Source organism: Pseudoxanthomonas sp. PXM03 (assembly GCF_014852005.1).
Classification (GTDB): Bacteria; Pseudomonadota; Gammaproteobacteria; order Xanthomonadales; family Xanthomonadaceae; genus Pseudoxanthomonas_A.
In genome coordinates, this window is the sequence record NZ_JACVAU010000001.1 from 345,095 (window position 1) to 359,125 (window position 14,031).

12 protein-coding genes are annotated in these 14,031 nt (G+C 64.7%); 4 read left to right on the plus strand and 8 right to left on the minus strand.

The features are described from left to right. The first annotated feature begins 21 nt into the window (after window positions 1–21). The 4 genes from IB223_RS01630 to IB223_RS01645 all read left to right on the plus strand — a co-directional run bounded on the left by IB223_RS01630 (window position 22) and on the right by IB223_RS01645 (window position 2,763). A complete protein-coding gene (locus IB223_RS01630; RefSeq protein WP_192199948.1) occupies window positions 22–465 on the plus strand; it encodes a DoxX family protein in 444 nt (147 codons plus the stop codon). A 118-nt stretch (window positions 466–583) separates the two neighbouring features. Then, entirely contained in the window at window positions 584–1,537 is a 954-nt protein-coding gene (locus IB223_RS01635) for a zinc-binding dehydrogenase (RefSeq protein ID WP_192199949.1), read from the plus strand. Next, window positions 1,534–2,094 carry an ester cyclase gene (locus tag IB223_RS01640; RefSeq protein ID WP_192199950.1) on the plus strand — a complete coding sequence of 187 codons (561 nt, stop codon included), beginning with the start codon at window positions 1,534–1,536 and terminating at the stop codon, window positions 2,092–2,094. The genes IB223_RS01635 and IB223_RS01640 overlap by 4 nt, the downstream gene beginning before the upstream one ends. 237 nt (window positions 2,095–2,331) lie before the next feature. Further along, window positions 2,332–2,763, plus strand: coding sequence for an ester cyclase (locus IB223_RS01645; protein WP_192199951.1), 432 nt, complete (start codon window positions 2,332–2,334; stop codon window positions 2,761–2,763). Between the two features lie 725 nt (window positions 2,764–3,488). On the opposite strand, the gene IB223_RS19005 is transcribed toward IB223_RS01645, so the two are convergent. The 8 genes from IB223_RS19005 to IB223_RS01690 all read right to left on the minus strand — a co-directional run bounded on the left by IB223_RS19005 (window position 3,489) and on the right by IB223_RS01690 (window position 13,664). Next, a complete protein-coding gene (locus IB223_RS19005; RefSeq protein ID WP_343227124.1) occupies window positions 3,489–3,812 on the minus strand; it encodes a tyrosine-type recombinase/integrase in 324 nt (107 codons plus the stop codon). A 506-nt stretch (window positions 3,813–4,318) separates the two neighbouring features. Further along, window positions 4,319–5,113 (minus strand): MipA/OmpV family protein, encoded by a 795-nt coding sequence (locus tag IB223_RS01660; RefSeq protein ID WP_192199953.1) that lies wholly within the window; start codon window positions 5,111–5,113, stop codon window positions 4,319–4,321. Window positions 5,114–5,271: 158 nt separating this feature from the next. Further along, the gene (locus tag IB223_RS01665; RefSeq protein WP_192199954.1) at window positions 5,272–6,612 is read right to left on the minus strand and encodes a HAMP domain-containing sensor histidine kinase; all 1,341 of its coding nucleotides are present in this window, start codon (window positions 6,610–6,612) and stop codon (window positions 5,272–5,274) included. Beyond that, on the minus strand, window positions 6,605–7,285 hold the full coding sequence (locus tag IB223_RS01670; protein ID WP_225590885.1) for a response regulator transcription factor: 681 nt from the start codon (window positions 7,283–7,285) through the stop codon (window positions 6,605–6,607). The genes IB223_RS01665 and IB223_RS01670 overlap by 8 nt, the downstream gene beginning before the upstream one ends. A 77-nt stretch (window positions 7,286–7,362) precedes the next feature. Continuing rightward, window positions 7,363–8,349: an aspartyl/asparaginyl beta-hydroxylase domain-containing protein gene (locus IB223_RS01675; protein ID WP_192199956.1), complete on the minus strand. Its 987-nt coding sequence runs from the start codon at window positions 8,347–8,349 to the stop codon at window positions 7,363–7,365. A 98-nt stretch (window positions 8,350–8,447) separates the two neighbouring features. Beyond that, window positions 8,448–11,543, minus strand: coding sequence for an efflux RND transporter permease subunit (locus IB223_RS01680; RefSeq protein WP_192199957.1), 3,096 nt, complete (start codon window positions 11,541–11,543; stop codon window positions 8,448–8,450). Continuing rightward, complete coding sequence (locus tag IB223_RS01685; RefSeq protein ID WP_225590754.1) at window positions 11,540–12,829, minus strand: efflux RND transporter periplasmic adaptor subunit; 1,290 nt, start codon at window positions 12,827–12,829, stop codon at window positions 11,540–11,542. Before IB223_RS01685 ends, IB223_RS01680 begins: the two co-directional genes overlap by 4 nt. Continuing rightward, window positions 12,807–13,664 carry an MlaA family lipoprotein gene (locus tag IB223_RS01690; protein ID WP_192199958.1) on the minus strand — a complete coding sequence of 286 codons (858 nt, stop codon included), beginning with the start codon at window positions 13,662–13,664 and terminating at the stop codon, window positions 12,807–12,809. The genes IB223_RS01685 and IB223_RS01690 overlap by 23 nt, the downstream gene beginning before the upstream one ends. Window positions 13,665–14,031: the final 367 nt, after the last annotated feature.

Genomic DNA, 14,031 nt, shown 5'->3' on the forward strand with positions numbered 1-14,031 from the left:
TCAACTATCAGAGATTGCACAATGATCACCCCCATCACTAGCAATAAGCTTGTCGATGCCAGCTTCTACGGCTCGGCGCTCGCACTATCCGGGCGCCTCCTCATGGCCACGATCTTCATTATTTCGGGCGTGGGAAAGGTCACGAATCCTGGTGCAACCGCGGCCTTCATAGCTGCGGCTGGTCTGCCGCTGCCGCAAGTAGCGCTGCTCATTGCCATCGTGATTGAGATCGCGGGTGGTATAGCGCTCGTCTTGGGCTATCGAACCCGTCTGGTCGCGGGTGCTCTCGCCATATTCTGTCTTGTCACTGCCGTGAGCTTCCATCGGAACTTCATCGATCAGAACCAGTTCATCCACTTCTTCAAAAACCTCACCATGGCCGGAGGATTCCTACAGATCCTTGCTTACGGTCCGGGCTTCCTGAGCGTAGATGCGAAGCTAGCGCAGACGCGCGGGGCCACCTAGCCAGAGCTCACCTATCGAGTCATAAGATGGATCGCATCGATAGACATAGGCTTCAAAGCCGTCTTGGTGACGCCTAGTCTTTGCGCTCGATCCTTTGCCAAGCAAACCGGACAACAAGATGAGCACCACAATTCGCTTTCACCAGTATGGCGGCCCGGAAGTTCTAGTTGTTGAAGAGGAGCGCGTAGGAGCTCCACAAGCAGGACAAGTACGGCTGCGCCAAGAGGCCGTCGGGGTGAACTTCATCGACACGATCTTCCGGAAGGGCGTGTTTCCCATGTCTCTGCCGGGCGTAACGGGTGTAGAGGGGGCGGGAGTCGTTGAAGAGCTTGGTCCTGGCGTCGAGTCCGTGCAAGTGGGCGACCGCGTGGCCTACTTCCTGTCGCCTGGCAGTTACGCTGGCGTGCGCCTGATCAATGCCGCAGACCTCATTGCCGTTCCCGACGATCTGACTGCCTTGCAAGTGGCGACGATTCTCACCAAGGGTCTGACCGCTTGGGCCGCTTTGAATGGGTTCTACAACCTTCAGTCCGGAGATAGGGTCCTTATCCAAGGCGCCTCGAGCAACGTGGGGCTACTCGTCGCGCGGTGGGCGCGAGCAAAGGGGGCCTTTGTGATTGGCACCACCGGCTCGCCGGACAAGCTCGAGCTTATAAGCGGCTCGGTGGATCATGCTCTGCTATCGAACGATTCCGGGTTTCAAAGGCAACTGAGTGAGCTCCTTCCGACCGGGGCCGATGTGGTGTATGAGTTTGTCGGAAGGGTCACCTTCGCTACGTCAGCCGCCTCGGTGAAAGACGGTGGCACGATCGTAACTGTCGGCGCAGCCTCTGGTTCTCCAGAGGTCGATCAGGCCGAGCTTGCCAAACGCAACGTACACCTCGTTGGGGGTCCCATGGCGCAACACCTACAAGGCCGTCTTGGAGCTGCAGTTGCCGACGTGTTCCAAGCCTTCAGAGAGGGCACGTTCGGGGAATACACGCCTTCGACATATCCGTTGGAGGCCGCCGCATTGGCGCACTCCGAGATTGCCTCCCGTCGAAAGATTGGACCCATGGTGTTGTTACCGTGAACAACAAGAGGACATGGCAACCGTTGGGTAGGTTCGCGCTCGCACTAGCTACGCTTCTTGCAGCCTTTTCCGGGAATGCTCAAGAAGTTGATAACAGACCGGGTGCTGCCATCTGGTACCAGGCCTTCAGCCTTCATGACCCGGAGTTGCTCGGCACGGTCCTGGCGGATGACTGGTATGAGACCCCTTCCGAGGAACGAGGTGGTAAGCAGACTGGGATGAACTTGCTCGTCTACCTTACGACCGTTTTCCCAGACTTCGATATTGAAGTCAAAGACATGATTCAGGAAGGGAACAAGGTCGTTGTTCGTTCCCACATCACCGGTACTCACTGTGGATCATTTCTCGGATTCGAGCCTCGCCATGGAAAGCTTTCCATCCAGGCAATCGACATCCACGAGTTCAAAGACGGAAAGATAGTCCATACATGGCATTCGGAGGATTGGATGACGGGTCTTCGCCAGCTGGGCGTCATCCCAAGTCCGTCACCAAGCGATCCACAGCTTTTTGGTACGGCGACGGAAAACGCTGACTGTTGGAAGAAGAGCGGTTCCTGAACGCAGCGATCGAGATGTCCATGCCGGTACGAACGCGTTCGGGCCCCCTGAGGCGTCTGCGAGGTCACCCACCGCTGATTGCTTCTGACCGATAGCAGTTGCCCCCGGAAAGACGGTGAATTTAGAGGATTTGGCAAGGGTTCGAAAGGAAGCGGCATTAGCAGCTTCGCGCTGTCGACCTAGCATGAACTCACGGTCGGAGCACGACCTATTACCCGCCACCATGGAGTACATGACATGAAGAACGAAACGAATGAAGCCCTGATTCGCAGCCTGTACAAGGCTGTCAACGAGAAGGATCTGCAGACCATCGCTGGATTCGGCGCGACCGAGAGCGAGTGGCTGGATGTGCCGTTTGACTTCACGACCTATGGAGTGAACGCCATCATCGACCCTTGGGCGAGCTGGTTCAATATCTTCCCCGATGCGACCTGCGAAGTCCGTAGCCTGGTCGCGATTGACGATTACGTCATTGCCCAAGGCATCGGACGCGGCACGCACCAGGGCGTATTCAACTCCCCCGCAGGTGTGCTGCAGCCGACTGGCCGAGCAATGCAGGTCAATTTCTGCGATGTGTACCGCCTCAAGGACGAAAAGATCGTTCGCGCAGATTCGTACTTCGATTTCTATGGCCTGCTGGAGCAGCTCGCCCCAGAGAAGCTCAGCTGATCCAACTGCTCCAGGGGCGATCACTCGCCCTTGGAGCTGCTCGTACGAAAGCAAACGATTACTTGGGTTTGAAGTGCAGTTCGGCCATACGATCTGAAGCAATAGCCGAAGACATGTCAAGGGCTTAGCGACCTCATTCTTATGGAAATTCTCTCTCTCCAGACTGACTTAAAGGCGACGCTTGGCCTCACGATCAGGCGTGAGCAAGATCCAAGACATGCCGCCAGGACGAGAGGCGTCAATCGCTCGCTAGCCTACATAGAAAGCAACTTCTGCTCACAGCTCAGTCTGGGCCAGATTGCGAAGATCGCCTGCATCAGTAGATTTCACTTCGCGAGAGTGTTCCGCGAAGAAGTCGGAATGAGCCCGCTTGAGTATGTGAGATGGCGTCGAGTGAAGGAGGCCGAGAGGCGTCTAAGCGAAGGAGAGTCATCTCTTCTACAGCTGACAGCCGAGCTCGGTTACTTCGACCAAAGTCATTTCAGTCGTTGCTTTCGTGACGTTGTGGGATTGACGCCTTCAGAGTATTTAAGAAGGACTGAGTTCTCTTAGATCCAGCTTTCTGATCTCTAGGACTCCGCATTTGTGGTCTCCTACCTTGTCACAGAAGCAGTTCAACCACTTGTCTGCTCTCCCGCCTCCGACAAACGAGCGCGGGGAAGCACTCCAGAGGATGTCCGCTTTGGGTCGGAAGCAGTCATGCCAAGGCTGCTTTAGGTTAAGAGCTACGCTTCGGTTTGCTCGGCTAGTAGCAGGGCGTCGTCCACCTCTACCCCAAGGTAGCGGACGGTACTCTCAATCTTGCTATGCCCGAGCAGCAGCTGTATGGCGCGCAGATTCTTGGTGCGCTGATAAATAAGTGATGCCTTCGTCCGGCGCATGGAGTGTGTTCCGTAGCTCACGGGATCCAGGCCGATACTGCAGACCCAAGCCTTCACTAGACGGGCGTACTGACGTGTAGATAGATGAGAATAGCCCTGCGAACCACCTGGGAAGAGATGATCATCTAGCCCTAGCTGCCGGCTGCCGGCTGCCGGCTGCCGATCCACGAAGTCAAAGCCTCCCTGGTGTGTGGCATGATTTCAAACTGGACAGCACGCTTTGTCTTCCGCTGTATAAGGCATCCTCTCGAACCAATCCGCACGCCATGTGCAATGTCTCGGACGCGGAGTCCGACCAGATCACATGCACGTAGCTTGCTATCGATTGCGAGATCGAAGAGCGCCAACTGGCGTTTGTCGCCACTGAGTTGAAGTCGGACCCGAATCGACCAGATCTCCTTCAGTTTGAGTGGCGATTTCTGCCCCACCATTTTGCCCAAGTTCCAGGCAGGACGTACCACACAGCGGTTTGGGCTTCGCTTCACAGCTTTCCCCTATCGTGAGATGGGAGGAGAGGCTTTACGCATGCGCACGCCCCTCTTATGAGGCCAAAGCTTGGCATGTTGGGGCTACGTCAGACTCAGGGCCGATTTCCTTTTTGATACAGCGTCTCAGGTACGGAATGGGTGGGGAATGACGCGCCTCCCCACCGTCAGCTACATGGTTGGCGCTAGTCAGAATCCGCGCGAGAAGCCGATGAAGAGCGACGTCGCGTCGTCGGTATCCGGCTCCAGCAGTGGGCTGTCAGATATCTCGTCCGGCAAGCTGCTGTAGCGCGCAAACGCCATCATCGACCACTTCTCTCCGATCGGGCGGAAGTACTGCACGCCGACGTGCGGAACGGTGGCCGAGCCCGGGTTGTAATCCACTACGCCGCGCGCCACTTCTTCGTCGAGCGTGCCGTAGTAGTAGTTCGCCATATCCTTGGACTGCCAAGTAGCGCCGATGCTGGGGGTCAGCTGGCCACGACCGATCTCGATGGGATAGCCGTACTGCAGCGACAACTCCTGGCCTTCGCTGGTGCCCGTGGCATCGGCGAGCAGCTCGAGCTCCAGCTCGCCGCCGCGGCCTTTCCAACTCATGCCCAGCCCCAAGTCGAACCCCATGTCGCGATCTTCCAGCAGGCGGTAGTCGAGGCCGTTCCGAGCCAGTTCGACGCGGCCGAGATCGTCGATCTTGAAGCCATCGAAGCGGAACTTGCCCAGCGCACTCAGTTCAAATGCATCGGTATCGATGAATCGCCAGCCGGCGGTGATGCCGCGGAAGTAGAATCGCTCGCCCTCGTAGGACACCAATGGAATCGGCTGCACATCGGTTCCCTCGCCGGCGTAGGGACTGTCCTTGATCATTGCGCCCAGGCCGACGCTCCAGCGCGGCGGGCCGCCTTCCGGTGGACCATCTCCGTCTTCCTGCGCGGACGCCGCCAAGGGCAGGCTGGACAACAACAATGACAACAAGAGCTTCTTCATGGGGTGCGCGACCTCGTCTGGGTGGGATGCCGGGTTCGCGGCGTGGTCAGCGCATGCGGTCATGCGTGGCGGCGAACGGCCACGGCAGGATGGAGGGGCGATGTCGCCGCAATGTCGTACGCGGCGGCGACGCGCTGAATGCCGGCTGTCGGCGCTGTTTACAGCGGGATGACGCTGGCGGACACGTCCAGGCGCGCACGCGTGCCGCTGAAGTCGCCGGCATCGATGGCCAGCGACCAGCCGAAGCGCTCGCAGATGCGGCCGATCAGGAACAGCCCCAGCCCCTGCCCGCGCGGAGGCGACGCCTGGCGCAGGCTGTCGCGGTACCGCCGCGCGGCTTCCACCGGATTGAAGCCGCTGCCGGAATCGATCACCGACACCACCCCGTTCGCCAGCGTGACGTCGATATGCCCCGCCTCGGTGTGCTCGATGGCGTTGCGGATCAGGTTGCTCACGGCGATGCGCACCATCGCTTCGGGCGCGGCCAGATAGGTCGGCGGCAAATCACTGAGACGCAACTGCGCCGCACGCCCCTGCAGCAGGTACTCATGGTCCTGCACCAGCCGCGGCAGACACTCGTGCAACGCAGTGACCTCGGCCGGTTCGCTGCCGTCTTCCGGCTCGCGCGCCAGGTAGAGCAGAGCCACCATGGTTTCGGACAGCCCTTCCACAGCGCTCTCGATACGTGCCAGGGCCGGCTGCGACGTATCGGGCAATGGCATCTGTCTGAGTACGTCGACCGCGCCGGCAATCACCGCGATGGGCGTGCGGAACTCGTGGCTGGCCTGGTCGAGCAGACTGCGTTCGCGTTCGATGAACTGGCCGACACGGTCCAGGTGCACGTTGCTGGCCTGCGCGATGACCTGGATCTCCTCGCGCAGGTAGGTCGTCGGCAGGCGCGCGGCACTGTCGCGCGGGTCGATGGCCTGCATGCGGTCGGCCAGGTCGCGCACCGGGCGGACCAGGTTGGCGTGCAGCCACGCGACGACCGCCCAGATCATCAGCGCGTACGACAAGGCCCACAGCACGCTCCACCAGGAGGTGCGGTTCTGCTGGTCCTCGATCGCGTCGATGTCCACCCGGGTGATCAGCCGCCCCGGCGGCAAGTCGACCACGGCGGCGTGGAAACTGCCGCGGCCTTGGACGTTCTCCAGCTCGGCGAAATTGCGGAACCCGTTCTCGGTGGAATAAAAACCGGGCGGCAGCTCGGCCAGGTACGACGGCGCCGCGGTCGCGGCCTGCCCCGGCCCGATGTACCACGAGCGCACGAGTCCGGTCTGCGGCAGCGTGTCCGCCTCGCCCGCCCGCACGCGCGCCGCGTGGTCGGCCGAGATCGAGCGCAGCAGGTCGCCCCAGTAGGGATGTTCGATCAGGCCCTGGCTGCTGAAGTTCTGGAACGCCAGCGAAGCCGCCATGATCAGGCCGAACACCACCAGCGCGACGGTAATGCCGCCGTGCACGCCGCGCGGTTTAAGGATGCGGGCGAAAACCCTATTCAACGACGCACAACCGGTAGCCCACGCCCGGCACGGTGTGCAGCAGCGTGGTCTCCGGCGCCTGTTCCAGCGCGCGCCGCAGCACGTACATGTGCGAGCGCAGCAGGTCGGTGCCGGGCACCTCGTCGCCCCACGCCGCACGCTCCAGCTTCGCCCGCGAGACGACCTGCGGGCTCTTGCGCATCAGCAGCTCCAGCAGGCGCCGGCCGGTGCGCGTCAGCACGATGCGGCGCCCGCCGCGCTGGATCTCCATCGTGCCCATGTGGAACTGCAGGTCGCCGACGCTCAGCACGTCGTCAAGCGTCGCCGACTGGCGCAGGCGCGCGACCAGCGCGCGCAGCCGCACCTCGATCTCGGGCAATGCCACCGGCTTGACCAGGTAGTCGTCCAGGCCGGATTCGAAGCCGTCGATCTTGTCGTCCAGCTGGTCGCGCGCGGTCAGCATGATCACCGGCACCTTCTTCTTCGCCTCGCCACGCAGGCGGCGCAGCACGGTCAGGCCGTCCAGGCGCGGCAGGTTCCAGTCCAGCACGATGGCGTCGTAATCCTTCGACGAGGCCAGGTGAAGGCCGGACAGTCCGTCGGGCGCGGCATCGAGCGTATGCCCGCAGTTCTCCAGGTAATCGTAGAGGTTGGCCGCGAGCTGCGCGTTGTCCTCGATGATCAGGATCGACAGGGAATCGCGACTCATGGGACGTGCGCCTCGGAACGCGCGGACAGGCGGGAACACAGGGAGCGGACGTGCGCACGGGATCAGTACAGCGCCGCCAGGCCCGCGCGCTCAATCCACTGTAGCACGGCGTAAACGGGCAGGAAGGCGAGCAGCAGGAGCATCGTGTTCAACGAATATTTCAGCAGCACGTACATGCCGCGGCGCTGCGATTTCAGCACGACGGCGCGGGTGCGCAACGGCGCGACGGCGGCGAACAGCGCAGTCAGGGCGCCGCGCCGGTCCTCGTCGGTATTGGGCACGGCCAGCGCGCGCGCCAGCTGCGAGTACAGCCGGTTGAATGCGCGGCCGAACGGATTCATCGGCCGCTCGACATCGCACATCAGGATCAGCCGCGGCGTGTCGGTGTCATTGCGCGCGGAGTGCGGATAGGTCTCGTCGAACACGAAGTCCTGGCCGTCGCGCCACGACAGCGCCTGTCCGTCGACGTCGATGAAGCAGGCATCGTCGTTCGGCGTGACCAGGCCCAGATGGTAGCGCAACGAACACGCCATCGGATCCGAATGCAGCGTCAGCTCCGCGCCCGGCGGCAGCACCGAGAACATCGCCGCGCGGATGCCCGGCACCTGCGCCAGCAGCCACAGCGTTTCCGGGCACAGGCGCTGCGCCGAGGGATGCGGCGTGCCGTACCAGCTGAGGTAGAACTTCTGCCAGCCGCGCTTGTAGAACGTGCGGAAGCCGAGGTCGTGGTAGCCGGCCGAGCCGGGCTGGCTGGTCGCTTCCAGCGCGCCGCTGGCGTACAGCGCCAGCGCCTCGCTGCGGATGCGCGGCCAGTGCGCGCGCAGGATGGAGATGCCGTCGAGGTAGCGGCTGTCGATCACCGGCCGGCGCGCGACGCGGTGCGTGGCCAGGTACAGCAGGCAGTTGAGCGGTGCGAAGATCGGCCAGCTCTTGCGCAGGTAGTCGCCAAAGCCGGCATAGCGCCGCCGGCCGCGCCAGCGGTAGACATAGGCGATGGACGCGGCCGCGTAAAGACCGACCGCCGCCAGCGCGAGCGTGCTGAAGTTCATGGGAGATCCGCGGAAGAAAAAGGCGCGGACGGGGGCGCTTGCCTGACCCCCGCCGCGCAAAAAAGGACCTGCACCGATGCGCGTCCCGCCCATCGTTCTCATACCCCTGCCCCGGCGGCCGGCAATGCTTCCGGCCGCCGGCGCGCGGCGATCGCCATGCGCACGCGCCCGAGCACGTCGTCGACCAGGCTGTAGACCACCGGCACCACCAGCAGGCACAGCACGGTGGAGGTGATCAGCCCGCCGATGACGACGATCGCCATCGGCGCGCGGAAGCTCGGGTCCGCGCCGATGCCGAGCGCGACCGGCAGCATGCCGGCGCCCATCGCCAGCGTGGTCATCACGATGGGACGCGCGCGCTTGCGGCAGGCGTCGACGGTGGCGTCGCGCAGGTCCATGCCGTGGTCGCGGCGCGCGATGACGATGTAGTCCACCAGCAGGATGGAATTCTTGGTGGTGATGCCCATCAGCATGATCAGCCCGATCATCGACGGCATCGACAGCGAGGCGCCGGTGAGGAACAGCGCCAGGAACGCACCCGGAATCGCCAGCACCAGCGCCACCAGCACGGTCAGCGGCTGGGCGAAATCCTTTAGCAGCAGCACCAGCACGGCGTAGACGCAGAAGATGCCGGCCAGCATCGCGACGGCGAAACCGACCACCAGTTCACCCATCACCTCGGCCTCGCCGGTGGCCGCGTGGGCCACGCCGCGCGGCAGGTTGCGCAGGCTGGGCAGCGCGTCGGCAGCGGCCTCGACATCGCCCAGCGGCTGGCCGTTGAGCTCGACGGCGAACTCGACGTTGCGCATGCGGTCGTAGCGCGTCAGTTCCGACGGGCCGGTCAGCAGTTGCAGGTCGGCGACGCTTTCCAGCGGCACCGGTCCGCGTGCGCCGGGCACCGGCAGGCGCCGCAGCGTGTCGAGGTCGTCGCGGCCGCGGTCGGCCAGCCGCACCACCACCGGCACCTGCCGCTCGCTGAGGTTCAACTTGGCCAGGTCCTGGCGGTAATCGCCGGCCGTGGCGATGCGCAGCGTTTCGGCGATGGCGGCCGAGGTCACGCCGAGGTCGGCGGCGCGCGCGAAGTCGGGCCGCACCACCAGCTCCGGCCGCACCAGGCTGGCCGACGAGGTCACCGCGCCGACGCCGGGAATGCCGCGCAGCTCGCGTTCGACCACCGCGGCATGGCGCGCGAGCGCGGCGCCGTCCTCGGAGGTCAGCACCAGTTCGTAGCCCTCGTCGTCGCCAGCGCCGACGCGGATGCGCGCACCAGGCAGGTCGAGCAGGTCCTCGCGCAGGCGGGCTTCGATCTGCTGCCGCGTCAGCTCGCGCTCGCCACGCGGCGCCAGGTTGGCGGTGAGCGTGGCGCGGGTGACGGTGCCGGGCTGCGCATCTTCGCCGGGCTCGCCGCCACCGCTGCTCGCGCCGATGGCGGTATAGACCGACACCACCTGCGGCTGCGCGGCGATCAACGCACGAGCGCGTTCTGCCAGCGCGCTCGTGTCCTGCAGCGTGCTGCCCGGCGGCAGGGTCAGCATCACCTGCGCCTGGTTGCCGTCGTCGGCGGGAATGAATTCGCCCGGCAGCAGCGCGGCGACGCCGAGCCCGAGCATCACCAGCAGCGCGGCCGCGGCGGCGGTCGCGGCGCGATGCCGCAGGCAGGTCTCGACGAGCTGCAGATACCGCGCCAGCCAGCGCGGCGGCGCGTGCGCCTTCTTCGGCGCCTTCAGCAGGTAGGCCGCCATGGTCGGCGTCAGCATGCGCGCGACCACCAGCGAGAAGAACACCGCCACCGCCGCGGTCCAGCCGAACTGCACGAAGTACATGCCGACTTCGCCGCCCATCAGCGAGGTGGGCAGGAACACCGCTATCAGGGTGAACGTGGTGGCCACCACCGCCAGCCCGATCTCGTCGGCGGCCTCTGTCGCCGCGCGCATCGGCGTCTTGCCCATCAGCAGGTGGCGCTCGATGTTCTCGATCTCGACGATGGCATCGTCGACCAGCACGCCGACCACCAGCGACAGCGACAGCAACGACACCGTGTTGAGGCTGAATCCCATCAGGTGCATCACCGCGAAGGTCGGGATGGCCGACAGCGGCAGCGCCACCGCGGCGATCAGCGTGGCGCGGCCGTCGCGCAGGAAGCAGAACACCACCAGCACGGCCAGCGCTGCGCCTTCGTACAGCAGCATCATCGAGCCGTGGTAGTTCTCGGCGATGGGCATCACGTGGTCCACTGCCTCGGCGAAGACGATTTCCGGATGCGCCTGGCGCAACTCGTCGATCACCGCGCGCGAGGCCTCGGCCACGTCGAGCTCGCCGGCGCCGCGCGAGCGCAGCACGTCGAAGGCCACGACCGGCCGCCCGTTCATCAGCGCGAGCGAGCGCGGCTCGGCGAAGGTGTCGGACACGTCGGCCACCTGGTCCACGCGCAACCGCCGACCGTCGCTCAGGGACACGTCCAGGCGCGCGATGTCCTGCGCCGCTTCGACCGTGGCGATGGTGCGCACGGATTGTTCGGTGCCGCCGACATCGACACGGCCGCCGGAGGCTTCCTGTTGCAGTTCTCGCAACTGCCGCGAGAGGTCGGCGGCGGTGGCGTTGAACGCCAGCAGGCGGACCGGATCGAGATCGACCCGCACCTCGCGGTCGACGCCGCCGACGCGAGACACCGCGCCGACGCCGGGCACCGCCAGCAGCTTCTTGCTGACCTGGCTGTTGACGAACCACGACAGCGCTTCGTCGTCGCGCGTCGACGAGGACACGGTGTAGGTCAGCACCGGCGCGGAGGCCAGTTCGCGCTTCCTGATGATCGGGTCTTCCAGGTCCGCGGGCAGGTTGGCGCGGGTGGCGGAGACGGCATCGCGCACGTCGTCCATCGCCTCCTGCACCGGCTTGCCGACCTGGAACTCGGCGGTGATCGTGGCGGTGCCGTCGGTCAGCGTGGTGATGATGTGCTTGAGGCCCTGCACGTTGGCCAGCGAATCCTCAATCCGGCGCGCGACATCGTTCTCCAGCTGCGCGGGCGAGGCGCTGGGCAAGGCCGCCGTCACCGTGATGACGGGGAAGTCGATGTCGGGGAAGTTCTGCACCTTCATCGCCATGAAGCCGCCGATGCCGGCCAGCGTCAGCAGGATGAACAGCAGCGTGGTGGCGATCGGGTTGTGGATCGACCAAGTGGAGACGTTGAGGTTCACGACCCGCTCCGGGCGAGCGCTTCCGCGTTAGTGCGCGCGGGGTTGGCGCTACGCACCACGGGGGCGGCCTGAGGCGACGCCTCCACCACGCGCACCGTGTCGCCCTCGCTGAGGAAGCTCAGACCGGAGGCGATCACGCGATCGGCTTCCGCCAAGCCGCGGGTGATCACGATGCGGTCGCCGATCCGACGACCCACCTCGACCTTCACCGCCACCACGTTCGATGCGGTGCCAACACGCATCACGTAATGGAACCCGTCGCGTAGCAGCACCGCCGTTTGCGGCAGGGTGAGCGCGGGGACTTCACCCAACTCGATGTGTCCGGTAACGAAGGTTCCCGCGCGCACGCCGCTGTCGCGCGGTAGATCGACATACACCTGGCCGCTGTGGGTCTGCGTGTCGATATCCGGCGAGACTATGCGCAGCTTGCCACGGATCAGCGCCTGGCCGGGCACACGCAACAGCCCGACCTGGCCCGGGGCCAGCGCGTCGAGGTCGGACAGCGCCACGCGTGCACGCCATTCCAGGCGCCCGTCCTTGATCATGCGGAAAAGCTCCTGGCCCGCCGGCACCACTGCGCCGACAGTCGCGGTGCGCGCGGTGATGATGCCATCGGCAGGCGCGAGTACGTGCGCATGCGACAGCCTCACATGCTGGCGTTGGGCCGCGGCTCGGGCGGCGTCCAAGCGCGCGCGTGCTACGGCGGCGACGGCCAGGTACTGGCTGATCTGCTGCGCGGACATGGCACCCGACCCTTCGAGCAGGTTCGCGCGGCGCGCGTTGCCGTCCGCCTCCTGTGCCTCGGCCTCGGCCACTGCGACCGCCGCATGCGCTTCCGCCACATCGGCCCGCACGAGCGCGGCGTTGAACGCGGCCAGCACCTGGCCGCGCGTCACCTGGTCGCCGACGTTGACATTCACCTCGGTCAGGCGCAGGCCTTCAGTTTCGGCGCCGATGCTCGCCTCCTGCCACGCCATCACGTGACCTGTCGCCGGCACCTGCAGCGCCAACGGCGCGGCGCGCGGAGCAGTCAGGGTGACCGACATCACCGGCGTCAGCGCGCGGGACGCCGGCGCTTCGTCGGCGCGCCAGGATGCGAGGGCCATCGCGACGGCGGCGAGGCCAGCGACGATAGCCACGACGACGAGGGGGCGACGGCGATTGAGGAAAGGCATGGGCATCCGGAGGGGCATGATCGGGAAGGGCTTGCGCCCGGCGCGGGAAGGATGGAATCGCGGTGTCGTCCAAATGTCGGGCGACCGCTCACTCGGACGGCGCGTCGCCATCGATCTGGTGCACGCGTCGCTGCGACCAGGCATCGCGCACGAAGGCGTAGTCGTCGTAGACGTCCTCGCGGGCGTCGTCAAAGGCCGCAAGCTGCGCACGGCCGTCCACCACCTCGAGCGACTGCAGCGCAATCACGGTGGCACCGTCTTTGACGTAGTGCAGGGGTGACAGGCGCTGGTCGACCACGAGGGAGAGCGTGTCGCGCACGGTGCGCGGCCCCAGCAGCGGCAGGACGAGATAGCGCGAGCGCCGCCATCCCCACGTGCCGAGGGTCTGGCCGACGTCTTCCTCACGCCGGCGCAGACCCATTCGGGTCGCGGGATCGAATATGCCGCCGATGCCGAGCGTGGTGTTGAGCACGAAGCGGCAAAGGGACGCGAGCGAATGCCCCGGATGGCCCTGCACAACGTGGTTGAATGCGTTGGCGGGCTCGCCGAGATTGCGGAATATTCGGGTAATGCCTGTGCGGACCGGCGTCAGCACCACGCGGACATATGCGCGTGCCAGCGGACGCAGGACGTGCGCATCGATCACCAGATTGAAGCGGTGGACTCGACGGTTCTGCTTCTCCCACGGATCCCACGCCGCAGCGCTGCCATAGATGAGCGCGAGGTCTTCCTCAACGATCACTGCGTCCTCGTCTGGCCGCGGCAAAGCATACGCGTCACCGAGCGGCTTATCTTCCGCTAGCGCGACGGCGTCCGACGCCTGTACTCCACTCGCCGCAAATAACTGCGTGTCGTCAGGCGATGGACGTACCTGCGCGGAGTGACTCGCACAGCCGCCGGCTGCGAGCATGGCGACGAGCAGGAGGCCGATATTGACAGCGTGCATGGACAGTCACCTAGTACGCTCCCGGCTGTGGGACCGAATCTGCGTTGTCCCAGCGTGACGTGTCGATGTCGTTGCAATGTAGGAAGTTGAGCCGAGACAGTCCTCGATGAGGACAACTCTCCACAGCAGCCGAGAATACGCAGAGACAGTTCGCTACCGCTTCTGATGATTGCGCGATGGAGCACTGCCCTCGGAAATTTCGACTCCTCCTCTCGGCCTAGAGTGTCGGCACGCCGAGGGTTAGTGCTTTCGGGTGTGGATCCTGAAGCGGTGCATCAGCCTGAGACCTACGGACATATCACGGATTTCGCGTCTAGTATGCAGCGGGTGTCCAAGACTCGATGTCAGCTTCCGGCCAGAAGCGGTC

Excerpts from the sequence above, each read along its gene's own strand:
- IB223_RS01630 (WP_192199948.1), top strand. The coding sequence starts at position 22 with ATGATCACCCCCATCACTAGCAATAAGCTTGTCGATGCCAGCTTCTAC.
- IB223_RS01635 (WP_192199949.1), top strand. The coding sequence starts at position 584 with ATGAGCACCACAATTCGCTTTCACCAGTATGGCGGCCCGGAAGTTCTA.
- IB223_RS01645 (WP_192199951.1), top strand. The coding sequence starts at position 2,332 with ATGAAGAACGAAACGAATGAAGCCCTGATTCGCAGCCTGTACAAGGCT.
- IB223_RS01660 (WP_192199953.1), bottom strand. The coding sequence starts at position 5,113 with ATGAAGAAGCTCTTGTTGTCATTGTTGTTGTCCAGCCTGCCCTTGGCG.
- IB223_RS01675 (WP_192199956.1), bottom strand. The coding sequence starts at position 8,349 with ATGAACTTCAGCACGCTCGCGCTGGCGGCGGTCGGTCTTTACGCGGCC.
- IB223_RS01685 (WP_225590754.1), bottom strand. The coding sequence starts at position 12,829 with ATGGCGACGCGCCGTCCGAGTGAGCGGTCGCCCGACATTTGGACGACA.
- IB223_RS01690 (WP_192199958.1), bottom strand. The coding sequence starts at position 13,664 with ATGCACGCTGTCAATATCGGCCTCCTGCTCGTCGCCATGCTCGCAGCC.